Below are 23065 nucleotides of genomic sequence, written 5' to 3' on the forward strand. Positions count from 1 at the left end.
CACTTTGAAAACCTCCAACCAGAAACGGGTTGTTCCTATCTTATCAGACGATTTCTTCTTTGAGTAAACTTTCTGCATAATGACAAGCAACTTGATGGGTTTCTGATAAAGATCTTAATGCAGGGACTTCCTTTTTACAATAATCGGTAGCGAAGGGACAGCGTGTATGAAATCGGCAGCCGGTCGGTGGATCGATAGGAGAAGGGACATCCCCTTTTAAAATGATGCGATCTTTTTTATGTTGTTCATCAATTGATGGAATTGCAGATAACAAGGCTTTTGTATAAGGATGGCTAGGTGAATCGAAGAGCGAGTCTTTATCCGCAATTTCGACGATTGTTCCTAAATACATCACGATTACACGGTCCGAAATGTGACGTACCACGCTTAAGTCATGCGATATGAAAAGGAAGGTTAAGTCAAGATCCCGCTGCATGCTTTTTAGTAAGTTAATAATTTGAGCTTGGATCGAGACATCTAGTGCTGAAACGGCCTCGTCGCAAATAATGACTTTAGGGTTCACGCATAGTGCTCGGGCAATACCGATTCTTTGACGTTGACCGCCTGAAAACTCATGAGGATAACGCTCTAAGTATTCTGGACGAAGACCAACAAGGGACATAAGTTCAAGCAGGCGTGCTTCCATTTGTTCCTTCGGCATCACTTTCTGAATCGACATGGCTTCTTGAAGCATTTTGCGGATCGTTTGACGTGGATTCAACGATGCATATGGATCTTGGAAGATGACTTGAATATCACCTCGGACGTTTCGGAGTTCTTTTTTGCTGAGAGACGTCATGGAAGTACCATTAAATAGAACTTCTCCCTCTGTAGGTTCATCGAGACGCAATATGGAGCGTCCTGTTGTTGACTTTCCGCATCCTGACTCACCAACGATACTAAGCGTTTCGCCAGGATATAGTTTAAAGGAGATGTCGTCAACTGCCTTCACGGTTTGTTTTGGTGAGAAAAGTGATTCTTTTTTTAGTGAGAAATATTGTTTTAAGTGATTCACTTCTAAAATGGGTGACTTCGTGGTTATGGACATACCAATTCCTCCTTCTCTTCAATCACTTCCCATTTCTCTGTATGCATGAAGCAACGGACTTTAGTCTCTGCATTATTCGTCTCCAACAAATCAGGAGCTTCAGCTCGACAAATTTCCCGTGCATGTGGACACCGGTCTGCAAAGCGGCAGCCCACTGGATAATCATAGGGGCTAGGGACGGATCCTTCGATTGTTTGAAGTTCTTGCTGGTTTTCATGGATATTTGGAAGAGAACTAAGTAACCCTTGCGTATAGGGATGTAATGGTGTTTTGAATAGATCCTTAGCGTTTCGATGCTCAACGATTTGACCAGCGTACATGACTGCCACTTGGTCACATACTTCAGAAACAACCCCTAAATCATGGGTAATGAAGATAATGCTCATGCCGATTTGTTTTTGCAAGTCTTTCATGAGCTCCAAAATTTGAGCTTGGATTGTTACGTCTAGCGCAGTTGTTGGTTCATCGGCAATCAAAACTTCTGGCGTACATGCTAGGGCCATTGCAATCATAACGCGCTGGCGCATTCCGCCACTCAATTGGAACGGCTCTTGCTTAGCGCGCTTTTCAGGTGAAGGGAGGCCGACCATTTCCAGCAGGTCCACTGCTTTTTGCCATGCCGGTTTCCGAGGCAGACGCTGGTGTAAACGGATGGTTTCCGCAATTTGTTCACCAACTGGAATAATCGGGTTCAGACTCGTCATCGGCTCTTGAAAAATCATGGATATCTGGTTTCCACGGACTTTGCGTAATTCTTCTTCCTTCATTTTTACAATATCTTTATTGTTGAGTAAGATTTCGCCTTCTACAATTTTCCCTGGAGGAGTAGGGATGAGCCGCAGCAAGGAAAGGGAGGTAATCGACTTTCCACAACCGGATTCACCTACAATCCCGAGGGTCTCCCCTTTATGGAGTGTGAAATCTACACCGTCCACGGCTTTTGCAGTCCCCTTTGAAGTGGTGAAATGGGTCTTTAAATTCTTCACTTGTAGTACGACTTCTTTGTTCATCGGAAAATCCTCCTTTTAGTTTAAGTCGATCCGTTTGTTCACAGCACGGTAGAGTACATCCACGAGTAAGTTAACAAATACGAAAACCAGTGACGCTACAAGGACTCCACCTTGAACCATTGGTAGATCGCGAGTTCGGATTGCATCCACTATCATTCTTCCGAGTCCATTGATTGCGAATACGGATTCGACGAGAACAGTTCCACCTAACAAGCTTCCGAATTGCAAACCAACTACTGTAATAACAGGGATCAAAGCATTGCGAAGCGCATGCTTATAAATGACAAAGTGTTCTTTCAAGCCTTTAGCTCGTGCAGTACGAATGTAATCTTGCCCGATGACATCCAACATGCTTGAACGGGTCATTCGCGCGACGATTGCTGCACCACCAACGCCTAGTGTAAGTGCAGGTAAGATGATATTTAAGGGACCATCCCATCCTGCTACTGGGAGCCATTGAAGTTTTACAGAAAAGAGGTACATTAACAGTAATCCGAGCCAAAAGCTTGGTAGAGAAATTCCAAGAAGTGCAACAACCATGACACTCACATCACGAATGGAGTAGGGTTTGACTGCAGAAATGATACCGGCAGCTAATCCTAGAACAATGGTGATAAGGATACTATAGAAGGCAAGTTCCATCGTAATCGGCAATCGCAGTAAGATTTCATCGAGTACAGGTTGCTTGTTTTTCAACGAATTCCCAAGATCACCTTGAAATACATTGCTGACATAGGACATGTACTGTTCCGCTACAGGACGATTTAATCCTAAATCTTCACGGTATTGTTCGATTGTTTCTTGGGATGCTCCTTCTCCAGCTAATATCGCTGCAGGATCTCCAGGAACCATCTGCATGATCAAGAAAACGACAAGTGTCACGCCGAATATGACGGGGATAATTTGAACTAAGCGTTTTGCGATAAATAGTAACATGATTGGACCTCCTTATTTTTTTAGTTTAGGATCGAGTGCATCTCGCAATCCATCACCGAAAAGATTGAATCCGAGAACGAGAATTGAAATCATCAAACCAGGGAAGAGCGCCATGTACGGTGCGCTGAACAGAAAATCACGTCCGCTGGATAACATCGCACCCCATTCCGGTGACGGCGGCTGTGCGCCAAGACCTAAAAAAGAAAGTCCAGCTGCAGAAAGGATGGCTGTTGCTAGCCTCATAGAGCCTTGAACGATGATAGGTGAGAGAACGTTCGGGAAAATATGTTTAAAGATAATCGTAAAGTCATTTGCTCCAAGTGTTCGAATGGCGTCGATGTATTCGAGCTTTTTCACTTCCATCGTGGACCCTCGGACAATCCGTGCAAACAGGGGAATTGAGAATACTCCAACTGCGATGGTCACGTTAATAAGCCCCGGCCCAAGAGCGCTGATAATTGCGAGTGCTAATAGTATTCCTGGGAATGCGAGCATGACGTCTAGTAGGCGGCTAATAATAGTGTCAATCCATTTTCCGTAGTAGCCTGCGACAAGTCCTAACGTGATTCCGAAGAATGCTCCGAACAATACAGAAGCGAAACCGACACCGATTGATAACCGAGATCCATATAAAATTCGGCTTAAAATGTCTCGGCCTTTATCATCTGTGCCCATCCAATGTTCCATTGAAGGTGGTGTTAATTTGTCTTCCAATGAAATATCGTAAGGATCGTATGGAGCGACTATTGGAGCGACCAGCATCATGAGGAGGTAAATTCCTATAATAATTGCGCCGGCCATTGCCGCTTTGTTTTGTGTCATCACACTCCGAAACGAATGCCACCTTTCTCTGCGTGTGTTCTGTCTTGCCTTCGCTAACTCCATTGTTTGTGCAGTAGTTACTTTTGAAGCCATTTTCCATTCCCTCCCTGCGGTAGTCTGTAGAAGATAACTCAAATGTAAATCGCTTGGATGTCCCTGTAAATAGAAATTCTCTAAGTAGTTGAAATATTTAAAAAGGTGAGCAAGATAGTGAAAGTGATTTCTTGTTTTGTTTTATATAATCGGATTAGAACGATAAAACGAATTGAAATGGGGGAGCGCAGTGAAGAGCTGGAAAAAGTTTCTTACAGTAGTACTAACAGGGGTGTTGCTTCTGATTTTGCAGGCTTGTTCAACAAGCGGATCGAATTCAGATGACAAGGCAAGCGCAGATGGGGATAAGGAGAAGTCAAAAGATGGCGGTACACTAACAGTTGTCCGATTATCAGATGCAACAGGGCTGGATCCGCATTTCATCACAGATATCCCTTCAGCAAACGTAATTCACGGCAAAGTATATGAAACGCTCGTCCAGTTCGATAAGGATATGAACATTAAGCCGTTACTGGCATCTGAATGGGAACAGACGGATGACCTCACATGGGAATTCACACTCGTAGAGAATGTGAAGTTCCACGACGGGACACCATTTGATGCAGAAGCTGTGAAAAAGACGCTAGATCGAATCCTGGATCCTGCAACGGGTTCTCCGCAACAATCGAAACTTGGGATGATTCAAGAAGTTGTCGTGAAAGATCCAACTCACGTCACTCTGAAATTATCTGAACCATATGCACCTTTGCTTTCAATCCTTGCAAGCAATGAAGGAAGTATCATGAGTCCAAAGGCGATTGACGAATCGGCTGAAAAACTTGCGACACATCCAGTCGGCACAGGACCGTTTGTATTTGAATCTTGGAAGTCAGGACAAGACATCACATTAGTGAAAAACGAAGACTATTGGGGAACGCCAGTAAAACTCGATAAAGTAGTATTTAAAGTTGTTCCTGAAGATGCAACTAGACTTGCAATGATTGAACAAGGCGAAGCTCAAATCTCGGACCAAGTGCCAGTAACCGAAATTGATCGAATCGAAAGCTCTGATACACTTAATCTATACCGTACAGAAGGATTGGCTGTTGAGTACGTTGGATTCAATACGACAACAGCACCTTTTGATGATGTGAAAGTAAGGCAAGCTGTCAGTTATGCGATTGAACGCGAGGCGATTTTGAGTGGTGTCTATAATGACGTAGGAACACTAGCGAATTCTGCAATGAGCCCGAAAGTATTTGGATACAGCAAAAATGTTGAAGCCTATCCTTATGATATTAATGAAGCGAAAAAGCTGATGAAAGAAGCAGGACTGCAAGATGGAGTTACTGTGAAGCTACTAACGAGTGACCGAAAAGAACGTATCAATATGGCGGAAGTAATTCAATCACAACTTAAAGGGATCGGTGTTAATGTAGAGATACAAGTAATGGAGTATGGTGCTTATATCGATGAAGTTGATGGTGGTAAACACCAGATGTTCATTGGCGGCTGGGGGAATGCAACGGGCGATGGAGACTACAACCAATATAACCTGTTCCACTCAGATTCCATTGGCTCACCAGGAAACCACTTCTACTATCAAAATCCTGAAATCGATAAGTTGATTGAACAAGGCCGAGTGGAGATGGATCCTAGTAAACGTGAAGAAATCTATGAACAAGCCATGCAGAAAGAGATGGATGATGCTGTATACGTACCAATCCGAAACTATGAGCATCTAGCTGTATACAATAACGATGTAAAAGACTTCTATTTGAACCCATCAAACTATCTAATTATCAACGAAACCACTGTGAGTAAGTAAAAATAGAAGAGTAAGGTCCGAGTCCAGGACCTTACTCTATCCTTTTGAAGGAGTGATGAAATTGACAACTTTGTTATTGAAGAACGTAACGTTGGAAACGGGATTTCAGTACGAAGGGGAACGAGTGACTGGTACGAACACGACCGTATGTGATGTCTTTGTGAAAAATGGCAAAGTAGAGAGAATCGGTGAAACGCTGACGGAATCAGCAGATAAAATCATCGATGCATCTGGAAACTTAATCATGCCATCGATGCGTGAAATGCATATACATGTCGATAAAACCTATTTTGGTGGCCCATGGAAAGCGTGTGTTCCAATCACAAACGGAATTATTACTCGGATCGAAGAGGAAGAAAAACTCTTGCCACAACAGTTGCCAGTTGCGTTGCAACGTGCAGAGAAAATGATTGAATGGTTGTTGTCACAAGGTCATACCCATATTCGATCGCATTGTAATGTTGATCCGCAAATCGGAACAAAGCATATTGAAATTACGTTAGAAGCGTTTGCGAAATTCGAAGGCATGTTAACGTATGACATTGTAGCTTTCCCGCAACATGGCCTATTGCGTTCAAATTCTCAGGCATTGATGAGAGAAGCAATGCGTAAAGGGGCAACACTAGTGGGTGGTGTCGATCCCGCAACGATAGATCGGGATATTGAGCGTTCATTAGAAACGACGATGGACATTGCGACTGAGTCAGGGAAGGGAGTGGATATACATATCCATGATGGTGACTCTCTGGGAGCGTTTGAATTTAGGAAACTAGCTGAACTTACGGCACAAGCGGGAAAGATCGGACAAACGACAATCAGTCATGCGATAGCCCTTGGCGATTTACATGGTGCTGAACTGGAAGATATGACAGCGATTTTGAGGGAAGCTAAAATCGACGTCACGACAACGATCCCAACGAATCGACCAACAATTCCAGTCCAGTATTTGCAGAAAAATGGTGTGAATGTATCTATAGGTCACGATAGTCTGACAGACCATTGGTCACCTTATGGAACAGGAGATACTATTGAAAAGCTTTCCATTCTTGCAGAACGTTTTCGATTCATGGATGAATATTCATTGAATCGTACGTGGCAATATGCAACAGGGGGAATTATGCCGCTCAATGATGAAGGGAATGCTGTTTGGCCAAAGGTCGGAGACGACGCAAACTTCTTGTTGATCGATGCAGTTTGTTCAGCTCAAGCAGTCGCACGTCGTAAGCCAATTACACGAGTAATTTTCCAAGGGAAAGTGGTTTCTGAAAATGGCATTGTGCAGAACGGTGTGCAGATGGGGGGAGTTCAACGTGGCTAAAACAACGTGGCTGGTAAATGTTAAGTTGGAGACGGGGAATAAATGGATGGATAACGGAGCGGTTGAAACTGTGACGGCGTTGCATACTTTAAAAGTTGTGGATGGGCTGATTGAGGAGATCCATGATGCCGGAAGTCCAGTCAATATGGACGGAGAACAAATTGATATGAAAGGTAAACTTGCGGTGCCACCGTTAAAAGAAATGCACAATCATTTGGACAAAACCTATATGACACTGGATTGGAAAGCAGTTACGCCAGTAGCAAATTTGAAAGAACGGTTGCAACATGAAGCGGCGGAGCTTAAAGAATTGGCGGGTTCGACAGAGATGCGGGCAAAGAAAATGATTGAAACCCTTCTCGGATACGGCGTTACTCATATCCGCACGCATGTAAACATCGATCCTTATATCGGTTTAAAAAATTTGGAGGGTGTGAAAGCTGCTCTTCAAGCGTATGAAGGGATTGTGACTCATGAAATCGTCGCGTTCCCGCAGCATGGACTACTTCGAGGTGAAGTTCCGGAGTTAGTGCGTGAAGCGATGCGAAGTGGAGCAACAATCGTTGGGGGACTGGATCCTGCTGGTATTGACCAATCCATTGAACGCTCTCTGCATGAGGTGATGGACATTGCGACTGAATTTGACGCGGATGTCGATATCCATCTACATGACGGTGGAATGGTTGGCTACTACACGTCGGACAAGTGGATAGATATCGTGGAGGATGCAGGGTACAGAGGCCGAACAGCGTTGAGTCATTCGTTTTGTTTAGGAGATGTCGCTGCGGGACAGCAGTTGAAGATTGCAGAACGTCTCGCTGCACAGGATGTCTCCATTATGTCCACGGTGCCAATCAACCTAAATAGAATGTTGCCGCCGATTGAGTTGTTAGATGCAGCTGGTGTACGAGTACAATTCGGATGCGATGGTTTCTATGATTCGTGGAGCCCGTATGGAACAGGAGACGTGCTAGAAAAAGTGACACGCTTCGGAGAGCTCTCTCGTAAAATCGAAGAAAAATCATTGCGCCAATCGCTACGATTTGCGACGAATGGTGTGACTCCGTTAAATGCAGAAGGTGAGCGCGTGTGGCCGGTAGTGAAAGATCAAGCTGACTTTGTATTCTTTGATGCTGCGTCAACAGCTGAAGTGGTAGCAAGAAAACCGGTCGACCGATGTGTGATGGTGAAAGGTAAAATTGTAACTCTAGCAGTGTAATTAGTAAGGGATGGCTGAGTATAGCCATCCTTTTTTAGATAGTAGGTGAAACTATTTGGAACGCAGTCAAATGAAGATGTATCTGATTGGTTTGTTTTGTGTCACTGCGTGGGGGAGTAATTTTGTTTTCGGATCAATTCTAGTGAAGCAGTTTAATCCAGGAATCATTGCCATTATCCGTTTACTGTTCATATTAATGTTTCTATATACAGTGACTCGGCGGCAAGTTCGTGGTATTCGGATTGACAAAAAAGGTTGGCTGTTACTCATTGGGGGCGGATTTATCGGTGTTTCGTTTAATCAGTGGAGCTTTTATGCAAGTTTGCAGTACACGGATCCGGTGACAGCATCACTGATTTTAGCGCTCTCTCCGATCGTGACGGTATCACTTTCCGTTTATTATTTCAAAGAGAGGAGGCGACTGATATTTTGGGGCGGTGCACTGATAGGGCTTTGCGGTGTATGGCTTGTCATTACCCAGGGAACTTGGTTTGTCCCTTCCATAGGGCGCGGTGAGTTTCTAATTGCAGGAACGATGTTGTCGTTTTCTGTATTTCTACTTCTCGTTCAACATATGTCAAAAACGATGAGCGTCGGTGTGATCACTTGGTACACGAATCTCTTTGGCCTAATAGGCTTGTCGCCGTTTGTTTCCTGGAAGGCGATTCCGTCAACTATGCAAGTTGACTGGACATACTGGATATTGCTTATTGTCACGGCCATAGTGATGCATGGATTGTGTACATACTTGTGGAATGGAGTCATTCGTGAAGCAGGTGCATCGAACATTTCCTTGTTGCTAAACTTGGAGCCATTCATCGCGATGATTTTCAGTTATGTGATCTTACACGATGTCATTAGCTTGCCACAGCTGGTTGGTGGATTCATCATCATAACAGGAATTACCGTGTCGCTGCGGACTCAACAAGTTCAGACGGTTCAGGAGGCGGATTAGATTACGGAACTGTGGGGAGTGAGTTTTGATTTTTGCATGTTAGTTAGAGTTAGGATTAGACCTGTTTCGAATTGGCGAGATAGGTCTTTTTGTGTTGTCGATCACTTATGAACATTTCTTCATCACTCAGGGAGCTTTGCCCATCACTAGTAAGACTTTCTCCATCAAATCTCTAGAGTTCTCCGACACTCAGCGAAGTTTCTAGATAACGGGATACAATTTAACTGGTGTGAGGAACGAGCGCTGCGTACAGAGTTCCGAAGAAGAACAGGAATTCTAGGGCATCGAAGTTGTAGATCAGTAAGAGAATGAGCAACACAAACAAAATCAATCCCGAGAATTGATAGGTAGCTTTATGTAACTGTTTATCACTCATGTTATGTCTTTTATTTATTAATATTTTTTCAAATCAGATCTTTATAAAGTAATATCCTATTGTCTTTTGAAAATGTAAACACACCAGGACAAATCAGACGAAATCTGCCTCGTCCGACTTTTCGTTTTTCTTTCTACCTTGTGTTTCGTTAGGATAACCCGAATAAAAGCTAACTAGTAAGAACTAGTTAACTTTATTATACGGGCGCACTTAACAGGTCATTAAAGAATGAAAAGTGACATACTCTTCAGTAAGCGAAAAATCACCTTGAAGTTTTTTAGAATAAGAAGTCATTCCAAAAAGAGGAGTTCCTTCTACAACAGCGTCGTCGGTTCCGTGAAGTGCATCGATTTCTGCTCGTGCGTCGTCGGTTCCGCGAAGTGCATCGATTCCTACTTGAGCGCCGTTGGTTCCGCGAAGTGCATCGATTTCTGCTCGTGCGTCGTCGGTTTCGCGAAGTGCGTCGATTTCTGCTCGTGCGTCGTTGGTTCCGCGAAGTGCATCGATTTCTGCTCGTGCGTCGTTGGTTCCGTGAAGTGCATCGATTTCTGCTAGTGCGTCGTCGGTTCCGCGAAGTGCATCGATTTCTGCTCGTACGCCGGTTGTTGCTAAAAGGATCCTGGTACATGAAGCTACTTAACCCATTGTTGTTAGCTCGTTCGACTGCATTCTGAATATCGTCAAAAGCAAATTGTGACATACTTAAACCTCCTTTCATCTTTATTGGAGAAAGAAGGTAGATGAGTATCTCATGCTACTTCAAATTTCTTTCCCTTATTGTAAGATATGAGGTTGTACTAAAAATGTTAGAGACAATCGTATACTCTTCAAAAATAAAATTTAACTCCGTATCCATGTGTGGCATCATTCAATTTTACTTCATATGAATAAAGTAAAATTGAAAGGAAAGAATTCACGTGGATAACAACATGAAAATACCTGAATATCAGCTTTTTATTCATCCTTTAGATTTAAGTGAACTTAAGAAAGATATTTGGTGTGACGATCCTATCTCTGGGAAGCTAACGATTAACAAGAAAAAGTATGATATTGATATCGCCTATCGTGGCTCCCATATCCGGGATTTACAAAAGAAGTCGTATCAAATTTCGTTTTATAAACCTAGTACGTATAGAAAAGCCAAAGAAATTCATATCAACGCAGAATACAAAGATCCTTCTCTACTAAGAAATAAATTATCGCTCGATTTTTTTAATGAAATAGGGTGCTTATCGCCAAAGTCCCGTTTTGTATATCTGAAATTGAATGGGAAAAATGAGGGGCTTTATTTGGAATTAGAATCAGTTGATGAGCATTTCCTTGCGAATCGACAACTACCGAAAGGACCAATATTCTATGCGGTTGACGGTGATGCTAACTTTTCATTAATGAGTGATCTTGATAAAGAGGTAAAGAAATCACTTAAGTTTGGCTATGAACAAAAATATGGGACAGAGCAAGATGAATTGCATTTACAAGAAATGATTATTGAAATTAATACGATTTCAAAAACTGATTTTGAAAATGAAATTGTGAAATACCTCAATGTTGATCAGTATCTACGCTGGTTGGCTGGTGTGATTTTCACTCAAAATTTCGATGGTTTTGTTCATAATTACGCTCTATACCAGAATAGCGAAACAAAGCTATTCGAAATCATCCCGTGGGATTACGATGCAACATGGGGAAGGGATGTAAACGGGAAAGTGATGGAGGAAGACTATTTACGAATCGAAGGATTTAATACGCTTACCGCAAGGATTCTCGACGTGAAAACATTTCGACATCAATACAAAAACTTGCTAGAAGATATTTTAAACAACCAATTTAATGTAGATTATTTGAAGCCGAAAATACAAGATATGTATGATCTGATAAGGCCTTATATTCTAAAAGATCCTTATAAAAAAGATGATGTTCATTTATTTGATAAGGAACCGGAATATATATTGGAATTCATTGAAGCGAGGGCGAGATTTATAAGAGGAAAGTTAAATACGTTAGAATAAGTTGCTGCATCATCTGACGCGCCCCTTACCGAATAGTAAGGAGGGCGTGTCTGATTAGAACAATACTTGGTTTGTCCCTTCTATTGGGCGCGGCGAGTTTCTAATTGCAGGAACGATGTTGTCGTTTCTGTATTTCTACTTCTCGGTCAGCATATGTCAGAAACATGAGCTCGGTGAAATCACTTGGTACACGAATCTTATTGGCATGATAGGTTTGTTTACGGATGTTTCCTGGAAGGCGCTCCCGTCAACTATACAAGTGGATTGAACTTATTAGGCTTTGCTTATTGTCACGGCTATCGTGACGCATGGATTGTGTACATACTTGTGGAATGGAGTCCTTCGGGAAGCGGGTGCATCGAACGTTGCGCTGTTTCCGAAAATTGGAACCGTTCATAGCGAGGGTTTTTAGTTATGTGATCTTGCGAGATGTGCCACAGCTGGTTGGTGGATTCATCATCATTAAAGGAATTATCGTGTCGCTGCTGATTCAACAAGTCAGGAAGATTCAGGAGGAGAGTTAGCCCGCGGAACTGAGGGTGCTGATTTAGGATTTATCATGCAGTTAGTGTTAGGATTAGACCTGTTTCGCCTTGGCGAGATGGGTCTTTTTTGTGTTGTCGATCACTTATGATCATTTCTTAATCACACGGAGTTATTTGCCTCTCACTCGTAAGGTTTTTTCCATCATATCTCTAGATTTCTCCGACACTCAGCGAAGTTTCTCGATAACGGGACACAATTCAACCGGTTTAAGGGATTAATTGGTAGCGCTACGCTTGTCGGAGGATAGGCTACCCCGCTGAGAGAAGCAGCTCCAGCGTTCTCCGACACTTCATGATGATTGTCCGTCACTGCGAGGGATTTCACCTCTACTCAAGTGAGTTTCTCGTTCACTTAAGAACATTTCTCCGACACTCAGCGAAGTTTCTCGATAACGGGACACAATTCAACTAGTTTAAGGGATTAATTGGTAGCGCTGCGCTGGTCGGGGAATAGGCTACCCCCTGAGAGAAGTAGCTCCAACGTTCTCCGACACTTCATGATGATTGTCCGACACTGCGAGGGATTTCATCTCCACTCAAGTGAGTTTCTCGTTCACTTAAGAACATTTCTCCGACGCTCAGCAGAATTTCACGATAACGAGACACAATTCAACTGATATAAGGGATTAATTGGTATCCCTGCGCTTGACATTACTGAGCTAATCCATGGCTAAAAGGTTAACGGTATTATCAAGCGAAGAATCGGTGTCGAGTCAAAATTCCATGCGGAAAGAGAGAAAACAGTCAGGCTATACATAGAAAAGCATTGTCTCAAACACAGCGAGTAGGCTGTTTATTAGTCTAAATATACTAGGTTGATTTATGGGTATATTTCTAAAATTATGGTGACTTTAGACATCTATAAGACTATAATTGTTGATTGGGATGAAATGTAAGTACGTGTGTCTATTGTACTGTTACTAATTGTGAAAAAGGGAGTGACATGATTATGAAGAAAAGAATTAAATTTAAAAGCATTAGATCACGCCTTTACTGGGCTTTTGGGATTGTTATGTTACTAGTGCTCGGATTAGGTTTTTTTACGTTGAATTCGGTGCAACGAGTTAACGAGAAAACAAAGGACATTATTGAACACGACACTAAATTAGTTGCTGCAGATTTAAAGCTCGCAAATGCGATGGCTAGTCGAATGTCTGCTGTGCGAGCGTATATGTTATTCGGGGAAGAGCAATACAAAGAGGAATTCGAGTCTTTAACGGAATATGCAACTAATCTTCAAGGAGAGACTGAGAAGTTAGATGGGAATTTTGGAGATTTAGGAGATAGGGCTACTACTTGGACTGAAAAATTATCGACAGATGTTATTGATATGTACGACCAAAACCGGAAAGAGCGGGCCATCAAGAATTTGGAGAGTTTGTCTGTAGAGGGCACGGAATTGATTGCTGAGTATCATAGAGTCGCGAATAAGCGTGAAAAACAAACGGTTACTCATGGTGATGAAATCATTTACAGTGGAAGAATTACGCTGAGGTGGGTGCTAGCAGTCTCACTTCTGACATTGATAGTCAGCGGCTTATCTTCTGCTCTTACGACGCGTGTCATTACTAGACCGCTTATTCAAGTAAGGGATCGTATGAAATTGATGGCAGAAGGGGATTTAAGTAGGGAACCACTAGAAATTTTGTCGTCAGATGAAGCAGGACAGCTTGCGGTTGCGATGAATGCAATGAGTGAAAATACACGTAATATGCTGAATCACATCAATGATGTGTCGTCATCCGTTTCTGCGCATAGTGAAGAACTGACACAGTCATCAACTGAAGTGAACCAAGCTTCTGCGCAAATTGCAGTGACGATGCAGGAATTGACCTCTGGAATTGAAAGTGAAGCAAATACTGCTACCGATTTGGCGATGGCGATGGAACGTTTTGCGGAACGTGTAGAAAGTGCAAATGCACGAGGCGAGAAGATTCAAAAAGCTTCTGAAAACGTTATGGAACAGACGAAAAACGGAGAGGCTTTAATGGAATCGTCCACTGAGCAGATGCAACGGATTGATGCGATTGTCCAAGAAGCTGTCACGAAAATAAAAGGATTGGATGTCCAGTCACAAGAAATTTCGAAGCTTGTCGTTGTGATTAAAGATATTGCGGATCAGACGAATCTGTTGGCATTGAATGCAGCGATTGAAGCAGCTCGTGCTGGAGAGCATGGTAAAGGATTTGCGGTTGTCGCAGAAGAAGTGCGGAAACTCGCAGAACAAGTAGCAGTTTCTGTGACGGATATCACAGGAATTGTAGGTACGATTCAACAGGAATCGAGCAGCGTAGCGGGATCTCTTGAGTCTGGATACCAGGAGGTTGAAAGAGGGACTGCTCAACTATTGACGACACATGAGACGTTTGCTGAGATAAGTAGTGCTGTCAACGAAATGGCTACGAATATCGGCGTTATTTCGGAGAACCTATCTGAGATTGCGGCAGGAAGTGAAGAGATGAGCGAGTCAGTAGAAGAAATTGCAGCGATTTCTGAGCAATCGGCTGCCGGTGTTCAAGAGACGGCAGCTGCTTCAGAGCAGACGAGCAGCTCAATGGAAGAATTAGCGGGTAGTTGTGCGCAACTTGCGGTGTTAGGACAAGATTTAAATGAACTGGTAAATGAATTTAAGCTGTAAGAGAATGGATTTCACTTACTTAATTAGTTTTAACAAAATAGTAGCCTCTCCAAATGGAGCAGGTTACTTTTTTGTTTCATCCAAATGAGTCATGAGTTCATCTAGCCTTCTTAAGGCTATCTAGTAAACTATTCAAATTCTTTGAGATTTTTTTCTGCAGAGGTCATATTGCCTTGTTCGTAATGCGATGCTGGTGACTTTGTAAACAAGTCCTTTAGCGTTTCTCTCTATTTATAGTGTAAAACTACAAATTTGGATGTACCGAGGATTTATCGGATATACGCGTAAATAAAGATTGTAGACAACGGGACTAGAACAAATTGCAGCTTACGGTTAGGTCTATATGTTTAGAACATAGAGTATGAATTAGGAGAAAAAATTCTTGGGTCATTAATAAGAATGGTTCCAGTAGAGAGAGTTAGTGAAAAACGGTTAGAATTAAACGATACTTCCTTCCTTTTTTCTATTTTAAAATAATACATTAAAAAAACATAAAAATTAATGACTTTAGACCTTGAAAAGAATATAATTGTGATTAGGTAATATGTAATACATACTACAAGTGCGGTTCAAAAGAATCGTGAGAAGGAGAACGTGATGAAGAGGCGAGTTGGTTTTAAAAGTGTGAAAAGTAGATTGTTGACGGCATTTGGTGTGGTAGTCTTATTAGTCCTCGCGTTAGGTATTTATACGATACTGTCAGTTAACGCAGTTAATCAAAAGACCCAGGAGATTGTTGAAACAGATACTCAGTTAATGGCTATAGATTTGAAGTTGGCGAATACAATGGCAGGACGTATGTCCGCAGTTCGTGCCTATGTATTATTCGGTGATGAACAATACAAAGAAGAATTTTTCTCTTTAACAGACTCGGGTATTGAATTACAGGCTGAAGCTGAAAAGGTCGGGACATCTGACGAGTTCGGTGACTTAGTCGATAAAATGATCAACTGGCGCAAGAAGTTATCCACCGATGTCATAGATGTGTACGATCAAAATCGAAAAGAACGTGCCGCTAAAAATCTGGAGGGTTTGTCTGAAGAAGGCACAGAATTGATCGCTGAATATCATAAAATTGCTGACGAGCGTGAAAAACTGACGGAAAAGCATGGGGAAGAGATTATTGCGAGTGGAAAACAGACACTTGTTTGGATTTCAATCGTGCTACTTCTAGTTCTCGTAATCAGTATTGGAGCAGCCTTGTTTACGGCACGTGTGATAACAGTTCCAATTAAGAGTGTAATGGAGCGCATGAAATTAATTGCTGATGGTGATCTGAGCCATGAACCGTTAGATGTCACTTCTCGTGACGAAGTGGGCCAACTCGCAGCAGCTACGAATGAAATGAGTGGGCACACGCGTGAAATGCTCAATGACATTAATGATGTTTCTTCATCTGTTTCAGCCCATAGTGAGGAATTGACTCAATCTTCGACGGAAGTGAATACGGCGTCACAACAAATCGCAGTGACAATGCAAGAATTGACTTCAGGAATCGAAAGTGAAGCAAATGCCGCAACTGATTTGGCGATGATGATGGAACGTTTTGTGGAACGGGTTGAAGATGCAAACCAAAAAGGTGAAGCTATTCAACAGACATCAAAAAATGTTTTGGATCAGACAGCCAATGGTGCTCAATTGATGGAATCTTCTACTGAACAGATGCAGCGGATTGACGCAATCGTGCAAGAAGCTGTTACGAAAATCAAAGGATTGGATGTCCAGTCGCAAGAAATTTCGAAGCTTGTCGTTGTGATAAAGGATATTGCTGATCAGACAAATCTGTTGGCATTGAATGCAGCGATTGAAGCAGCGCGCGCCGGAGAACACGGTAAAGGATTTGCCGTTGTAGCAGAAGAAGTTCGCAAACTGGCTGAACAAGTAGCTGTATCTGTGACAGATATTACCGGGATTGTCGGAACGATTCAGCAAGAGTCAAGCAGTGTAGCAGGGTCCCTTGAGTCCGGATATGAAGAAGTGGAAAAAGGAACTGCACAATTGAAGACGACACGGGAAACGTTTGATGAAATTAGTGGCGCTGTCAACAAGATGACCACTGATATAGGTATCATTTCTCAAAACCTTGAAGAGATTGCGGCCGGAAGTGAAGAAATGAGTGAGTCGGTTGAAGAAATCGCAGCTATATCCGAGCAATCGGCTGCGGGCGTTCAAGAGACGGCAGCTGCTTCGCAACAAACGAGCAGTTCGATGGAAGAAGTGGCGGGCAGTTCTGCACAACTTGCACAACTTGCCGAAAACTTGAATGGACTGGTACGAGAATTTAAGTTGTAAGGGATTAAGGTTGGAGAAGAGCTCATCTGCAGGAAATGCGGGTGGGTTTTTTTGTTCGCCGTAATTAGCACTAGCTGGGGATAATCGGAAAGATAATTGCGGAAATCGGCATTATCGTGTGCAGAATCGGAAACATGAGGGGAATAATCGGCAACATCAGAGAATTAATCGGAATCTGGACACAATTCAACGCTGATAAGAGGACTGATTTGCAACAATTCGTTTACCTACACCTAATTCGAAATTAGCTGATTCATAGGGGGCAAGTATAGTGACTGTTAGCCCAAACAAAAACGACATCTCGCTATTTAAGGAGATGTCGTTTTTATTATGCTTCTTCTTCTAATCTAGGAACCAGGTCGAATATCTTTTGGTCTTCGAACGCATCGATGAGTCGGTCGAGCCAGTCGTAATATTCGCGGATGTATAGTAATTTTTCGATATCTGTCTCGATAACTGCGAGGAGTTCATCAGTTATGTCGTCAGCGTTTTTAAGTTCTTTCAACTCAGCCAATGATTTTCGGATTGCGGCCGTATGTAACGAGACGGCTCTTCTCCATTTGACGGTGAACATGTCGACGAAAATCTGATACCAGTCATCTTTTACTTCATATAAGTCTTTACGGACTCCGCGTTCCCATACCCGATCGACCAGTTTGGCTTCTGAAAGCGAACGGATCGATGTACTCATACTCGTTTTACTCATTCCGAGTTCTGCGGACATGTCATCCAAGGTGAGTGGACGATTTTCAAAAAACATCATACCGAATTGTCTCCCAGCTGAAGGCGGGAGTCCGTAGAGATGGATGTTTTGTGCAATCGATTCGGTGATTCGTTTACGGGATTTTTCTAGTTTTTCGTACGCATCCATCAGGGATGATCCTCCTTGTGATGAACTATTTTCATCATTCTTTGAACACTTCAGTATAGCTTAGAACAGATGAAAATGAAAAGCAATCAATACGTACAGAAAAAACTGTACGTACAATTTGTAAAGTGAATAATTTGTATTACAAACAGATTACAGCTATACTATGAAACATCGTGAAAATTGAATCGGGGGGTTCGCATGGAAGAGGCAATGTTAAAGAAGAAAATTGAAGTGAAAAACGCGTCGAAAATCTTCGGAAAATCGAGCAAACGCGCTGCTCAACTTCTTAAAGAAGGCAAAACGAAGAAAGAGATATTGAAAGAAACGGGTGCAACTGTCGGTGTCAATAACGTTGCGTTCGATGTGCTGGATGGTGAAATTTTTGTCATCATGGGTCTTTCCGGAAGCGGGAAATCGACACTTGTGCGCCTACTGAATCGTTTAATCGATCCGACATCCGGTCAAATTTTATTGGACGGAGAAGACATTGTGAAGATGAACAAAGAGCAACTTCGCAATGTCCGTCGGAAGAAAATTGGAATGGTGTTCCAAAACTTCGCATTATTTCCTCACCGAACGATTTTGGAGAATACAGAGTATGGTCTTGAAATTCAAGGCGTTGCAAAAGATGAACGCAACAACCAAGCAATTGAATCGTTACGTCTTGTGGGATTAGCGGGCTATGAATCTCAATATCCAGGGCAGCTGAGTGGGGGTATGCAGCAGCGTGTCGGGCTTGCTCGTGCGCTCGCAAATAATCCTGACATTTTACTGATGGATGAGGCGTTTAGTGCACTCGATCCATTGATACGTAAAGATATGCAGGACGAATTGCTCCAGTTGCACGAAGATATGGGGAAGACGATCATCTTCATCACCCATGATTTGGATGAAGCACTCCGTATTGGCGATCGAATTGCACTCATGAAAGATGGAGAAATCGTGCAAATCGGTACGCCAGAAGAGATTCTGATGAATCCTTCGAATGACTACGTTGAGCGTTTCGTTGAAGACGTTGACTTGTCCAAAGTGCTGACGGCGAATCACATTATGAAGCATGCCGATACGGTACAAATCGATAGAGGACCACGTGTTGCGCTTCGTTTAATGGAAAGTCTACGGATTTCTTCGATTTATGTAGTAGATAAAGGTGGCAGACTAATGGGCGCGCTCACTGCTCAAGATGCGGTTGCTGCTGCAGAGAAAAATCTTAAAATCGAGGATGTATTGATTACAGATGTCATCACGACAACGGGTGAAAGCGTTCTTACGGATCTCTTTGATATCGTTTCTACAGCAACGATACCTGTTGCGGTTGTCGACGAAAAGAACCGTTTGAAAGGCATTATTATTCGTGGTGCCATGATTGGCGCACTTGCCGGTGACAATCAATTCATCAACGAAAACGGCGAAATTTCAGATTCTGATCAGGTAGAAACGGAGGTGACGGCGCATGAATGAATTATTACCGCGCTTACCGTTTGCTGATTGGATTGATACGGGCGTTGACTGGATGGTAGATGTATTCGGACCGTTATTTGACGGCATTTCGACAGGTCTCGAAGCGACAGTTGAAACGTTTGTAGACATTATGGATTTTCCACCATCGATTTTACTTGCCGTGATTTTTGCATTGTTAGCTTGGTGGTTATCGACGAAGAGAATCGCGCTGTTCACACTGATTGGCTTTCTCTTCATTGACTACTTAGGTTATTGGTACCCGATGCTTCAAATGCTCGCGCTCGTTCTGACTTCGGTCGCAATCGCCATAATTATTGGCGTGCCGATTGGAATTTGGATGTCGCAGCAATTGATGGCTCGTAGGATTATTACACCGATTCTCGACTTGATGCAGACGATGCCGGCGTTCGTGTACTTGATCCCGGCAATCTTCTTCTTCAATATCGGTGTCGTACCAGGGCTTGTCGCATCGATTATCTTTGCTATGCCGCCGACTATTCGATTGACAATGCTTGGTATTGAGCAAGTGCCGAAAGATTTGATTGAAGCGACAGAAGCATTCGGTTCAACTACGTGGCAGCGCTTATTGAAAGTGCAAATTCCACTCGCGAAGCCGAACATCATGGCGGGTGTGAACCAAAGTATCATGCTTTCACTATCTATGGTTGTTATTGCGTCAATGGTTGGTGCTCCAGGGTTAGGTACGAAAGTATATCAAGCCGTTACGCAATTGAAAACTGGTGTAGGTGTTGAAACGGGTGTAGCAATTGTACTCGTTGCCATAATTTTAGACCGCATCACACAACATGCAGGTCGATCAAAACAAGGGGGAAAAGAATCATGAATTGGACGAAAAAGTTAGCAGGAATTAGCGCGGTTTCACTTTTAGCATTGGGCCTTGCAGCATGTGGGGATGATGATAAGGACAATGCTTCAGGAGGTTCGGATAAAACTGCTGGTGAGATGGTGGATTACAAAATCACAGGTATTGACCCAGGGGCTGGCATCATGGAAGCGACAGATCGTGCGGTTAGTGATTACGGGCTCGACAAGTGGGAAGTGACAACGGGTTCAGGCGCTGCCATGACGGCTGCTTTGAAAAAAGCGTATGACAAAGAAGAACCGATTATTATTACGGGGTGGACCCCCCACTGGATGTTTACAAAGTATGATCTGAAATATTTGGATGATCCTAAAGGTTCGTATGGCGGTGAGGAAGAGATCCATTCAATTGGTCGTCTAGGATTAGCAGAAGACCTCCCGGAAGCACACAAAATTCTTCAAAACTTCAAATGGGATGAAGAAGATATGGGTGAAGTGATGATTGCAATTATTGACGGGGAAGATCCTGAGGTTGCGGCAGAGAACTGGATTAATGACAACAAAGACAAAGTAGCAGAGTGGACAGACGGTGTCGACAAAGTCGATGGAGAAGAATTCAACTTAGCGTATGTCGCATGGGATAGTGAGATTGCAAGTACAAATGTAATGGCAAAAGTCTTGGAGGCACAAGGGTATAAAGTTAAAATGTCCCAAGTAGAAGCAGGACCAATGTGGACAGCGGTTGCGGACGGTAGTGCGGATGCATTACTCGCAGGCTGGTTGCCAGTAACTCACAAAACATATGCTGAAAAGTATGACGGCAAGTTCGAAGATTTAGGAACAAGCATGACAGGCGTAAAAATTGGATTGACTGTTCCAGAGTACATGGACATTGACTCAATTGAGGACTTGAAAGAGTAAGATGGAATGCAATAGGAGACCCCGCTGGCTGATGTGTTTGGCTGGCGGGGTTTTTGTGTTGTCGATCAGTTGCGTGAGATTGTCCGTCACTGGGAGTGGATTGTTCATCAGATGGGCATGTTTCTTCATCACATAGCCCAATTTCTCCGACACATAGGGGAGTTTCTCGATAACGGGACACAATCCAGCATGGTTAAGGGATTAATTGGTAGCGCTACGCTTGTTGAGGGATGGGCTTTCTCGTTGTGAGAGGGCTGGGAGCGTTCTCGATCAGTTGCATGGGATTGTCCGTCACTGGGAGTGGATTGTTCATCAGCTGGGGGTGATTCACCATCAGATAGCCCAATTTCTCCGACACATAGGGAAGTTTCTCGATAACAGGACACAATTCGGCATGGTTAAGGGATTAATTGGTAGCGCTACGCTTGTTGAGGGATGGGCTTTCTGGTTGTGAGAGGGCTGGGATTGTTCTCGATCAGTTGCGTGAGATTGTCCGTCACTGGGAGTGGATTGTTCATCAGATGGGCATGGTTCTTCATCACATAGCCCAATTTCTCCGACACATAGGGGAGTTTCTCGATAACGGGACACAATTCAGCATGGTTAAGGGATTAATTGGTAGCGCTACGCTTGTTGAGGGATGGGCTTTCTGGTTGTGAAAGGGCTGGGATCGTTCTCGATCTGTTGCGTGGGATTCTCCGACACTGGGGGTGGATTGTTCATCAGATGGGTGTGGTTCTTCATCACATAGCCCAATTTCTCCGACACATAGGGGAGTTTCTCGATAACGGGACACAATTCCAACCATATTCGATCAAAAAAACACTCGGATGAGAGTGTTTAATGGTGGAGAATATTTTCTTTAATATACCCTCTATTTTTAGTTGCTCCTATTGGTGTTAAGTTCATGTTGAGAAGTGTTCGTCTCATGAATTGTGAGCATTGCACGCCACAAAATCTTCTACATTCCTCGTTAGTTAAGGGACCTTCGAATAAATGATACCAATCATGTATGGCTTGCCGATGAGCTGTAGTCGATCGAGTTCTACAGCTTGGGCAACACCAGAATCGCCCGTTTTTCTTCATTCCTAGTGAATCACATGAAGGACAAACGACTCCAGTCAAAAAGTCCTCGGGTTTTATCGAATAAGATATAGAAATAGGTTTAGGCACATAGGGGCGATGCTCTTTGACAATACGTTTGGCTAAGCCCTCAAACTCTGCATTCGAAAGGAGAGGGTGATTTTTGTAAAGTGAGCGCACGTGTTGAGGAATTATGTTTGGGAAAAGGAAAGGGACCTCTGTTTTGAAAATGGATAATCTTTGTTTTGGGTATGCTAATACGACGCATCCCAGGACAGGAAGATTAATATTTTTGGCTGTCAGCCAGTCTTCGAATAACTGACAGGTGTTAGTAAGTTGAGCTATCGGACTTGGTAATCCAGAAATTTGACCGTTATTTGCAATACGCAGGAGCTGAGGGGGATTCTCCGTTATAGAGAGTTCGCCTGCAATATTTTTCACTTCGCAAATCAATGCGAATTCAGGGGTGAGGATCAGTGTGTCAATCTGGAAGAGAGAGCTAGAGGATAATGACACATCATTTAAAATGTGAGTTGGCATGGGGAACGAATAGTTACCAAGAATTCGGTCTAGTTCTTGCTCGCCTCCATACCCTGCTTTTGTTGATGCTACACGTTGCTTTAGTTTTTCGTACTCGGGATGAGCTTCAGGTAATCTTTTCAAAGCGACTGTTAGCCCATTGAGAGCGGCTGGAAAAGATCGTTCTTTGTAAATTATTGCATGTCACTTCCTTTCGTGTTGTAAAGTTAATTCTACCATACTTGTTGGAATAATCTATTAATATATACTGTGCAACGTTGTCCGTCAGTTACGAGGAAATGTCCGACACGGGAAGGAGCTTGTTCATCACATACAGCAATTTCTCCATCACCTAGCAA

Annotated in this window: 17 protein-coding genes; 10 read left to right on the top strand and 7 right to left on the bottom strand. The window is 43.0% G+C overall.

The window, feature by feature from the left end; genetic code table 11:
• Positions 1–43: 43 nt before the first annotated feature.
• Genes N693_RS0115335 through N693_RS0115350 form a run of 4 tightly spaced genes read right to left on the bottom strand, consistent with a single transcriptional unit; the run spans position 44 to position 3909 of the window.
• Positions 44–1048: an ABC transporter ATP-binding protein gene (locus N693_RS0115335; RefSeq protein WP_025785711.1), complete on the bottom strand. Its 1005-nt coding sequence runs from the start codon at positions 1046–1048 to the stop codon at positions 44–46.
• On the bottom strand, positions 1039–2058 hold the full coding sequence (locus tag N693_RS0115340; RefSeq protein WP_025785712.1) for an ABC transporter ATP-binding protein: 1020 nt from the start codon (positions 2056–2058) through the stop codon (positions 1039–1041). The genes N693_RS0115335 and N693_RS0115340 overlap by 10 nt, the downstream gene beginning before the upstream one ends.
• Before the next feature lie 15 nt (positions 2059–2073).
• Positions 2074–2994 (bottom strand): nickel ABC transporter permease, encoded by a 921-nt coding sequence (nikB, locus tag N693_RS0115345; RefSeq protein WP_025785713.1) that lies wholly within the window; start codon positions 2992–2994, stop codon positions 2074–2076.
• A 12-nt stretch (positions 2995–3006) separates the two neighbouring features.
• Entirely contained in the window at positions 3007–3909 is a 903-nt protein-coding gene (locus N693_RS0115350; RefSeq protein WP_025785714.1) for an ABC transporter permease, read from the bottom strand.
• A gap of 190 nt (positions 3910–4099) precedes the next feature.
• Between N693_RS0115350 and N693_RS0115355 the strand changes: the two genes are divergently transcribed.
• The 4 genes from N693_RS0115355 to N693_RS0115370 all read left to right on the top strand — a co-directional run bounded on the left by N693_RS0115355 (position 4100) and on the right by N693_RS0115370 (position 9169).
• Positions 4100–5677: a glutathione ABC transporter substrate-binding protein gene (locus tag N693_RS0115355; RefSeq protein ID WP_025785715.1), complete on the top strand. Its 1578-nt coding sequence runs from the start codon at positions 4100–4102 to the stop codon at positions 5675–5677.
• Between the two features lie 61 nt (positions 5678–5738).
• Positions 5739–6995: an amidohydrolase gene (locus tag N693_RS0115360; RefSeq protein ID WP_037593490.1), complete on the top strand. Its 1257-nt coding sequence runs from the start codon at positions 5739–5741 to the stop codon at positions 6993–6995.
• Entirely contained in the window at positions 6988–8214 is a 1227-nt protein-coding gene (locus tag N693_RS0115365; RefSeq protein ID WP_025785717.1) for an amidohydrolase, read from the top strand. The genes N693_RS0115360 and N693_RS0115365 overlap by 8 nt, the downstream gene beginning before the upstream one ends.
• Before the next feature lie 55 nt (positions 8215–8269).
• Positions 8270–9169, top strand: coding sequence for a DMT family transporter (locus N693_RS0115370; RefSeq protein WP_025785718.1), 900 nt, complete (start codon positions 8270–8272; stop codon positions 9167–9169).
• Positions 9170–9822: 653 nt separating this feature from the next.
• On the opposite strand, the gene N693_RS20810 is transcribed toward N693_RS0115370, so the two are convergent.
• Entirely contained in the window at positions 9823–10263 is a 441-nt protein-coding gene (locus tag N693_RS20810) for a CotG/ExsB N-terminal domain-containing protein (RefSeq protein ID WP_371257569.1), read from the bottom strand.
• Between the two features lie 199 nt (positions 10264–10462).
• On the opposite strand from N693_RS20810, the gene N693_RS0115380 reads away from it, so the two are divergent.
• The 3 genes from N693_RS0115380 (at position 10463) to N693_RS0115390 (ending at position 17029) form a co-directional block, all read left to right on the top strand.
• Positions 10463–11554, top strand: a complete 1092-nt coding sequence (locus N693_RS0115380; RefSeq protein WP_025785719.1) for a CotH kinase family protein — start codon at positions 10463–10465, stop codon at positions 11552–11554.
• A 1494-nt stretch (positions 11555–13048) separates the two neighbouring features.
• Positions 13049–14737, top strand: a complete 1689-nt coding sequence (locus N693_RS0115385; protein ID WP_025785720.1) for a methyl-accepting chemotaxis protein — start codon at positions 13049–13051, stop codon at positions 14735–14737.
• A 597-nt stretch (positions 14738–15334) separates the two neighbouring features.
• Complete coding sequence (locus N693_RS0115390; RefSeq protein ID WP_025785721.1) at positions 15335–17029, top strand: methyl-accepting chemotaxis protein; 1695 nt, start codon at positions 15335–15337, stop codon at positions 17027–17029.
• Between the two features lie 328 nt (positions 17030–17357).
• On the opposite strand, the gene N693_RS0115395 is transcribed toward N693_RS0115390, so the two are convergent.
• A complete protein-coding gene (locus N693_RS0115395) occupies positions 17358–17900 on the bottom strand; it encodes a GbsR/MarR family transcriptional regulator (RefSeq protein WP_025785722.1) in 543 nt (180 codons plus the stop codon).
• 198 nt (positions 17901–18098) lie between these two features.
• Between N693_RS0115395 and N693_RS0115400 the strand changes: the two genes are divergently transcribed.
• The 3 genes from N693_RS0115400 to N693_RS0115410 are packed head-to-tail and all read left to right on the top strand — an operon-like array spanning position 18099 to position 21104.
• A complete protein-coding gene (locus tag N693_RS0115400) occupies positions 18099–19361 on the top strand; it encodes a glycine betaine/L-proline ABC transporter ATP-binding protein (protein WP_025785723.1) in 1263 nt (420 codons plus the stop codon).
• Positions 19354–20205 (top strand): proline/glycine betaine ABC transporter permease, encoded by an 852-nt coding sequence (locus N693_RS0115405; protein WP_025785724.1) that lies wholly within the window; start codon positions 19354–19356, stop codon positions 20203–20205. Before N693_RS0115400 ends, N693_RS0115405 begins: the two co-directional genes overlap by 8 nt.
• On the top strand, positions 20202–21104 hold the full coding sequence (locus tag N693_RS0115410) for a glycine betaine ABC transporter substrate-binding protein (protein WP_025785725.1): 903 nt from the start codon (positions 20202–20204) through the stop codon (positions 21102–21104). Before N693_RS0115405 ends, N693_RS0115410 begins: the two co-directional genes overlap by 4 nt.
• An 840-nt stretch (positions 21105–21944) precedes the next feature.
• Here the strand turns inward: N693_RS0115410 and N693_RS20815 are convergent.
• Positions 21945–22850: a nuclease-related domain-containing protein gene (locus N693_RS20815; protein WP_025785728.1), complete on the bottom strand. Its 906-nt coding sequence runs from the start codon at positions 22848–22850 to the stop codon at positions 21945–21947.
• Positions 22851–23065 lie beyond the last annotated feature (215 nt).

It is taken from the genome of Sporosarcina sp. D27 (genome assembly GCF_000586555.1).
GTDB lineage: Bacteria > Bacillota > Bacilli > Bacillales_A > Planococcaceae > Sporosarcina.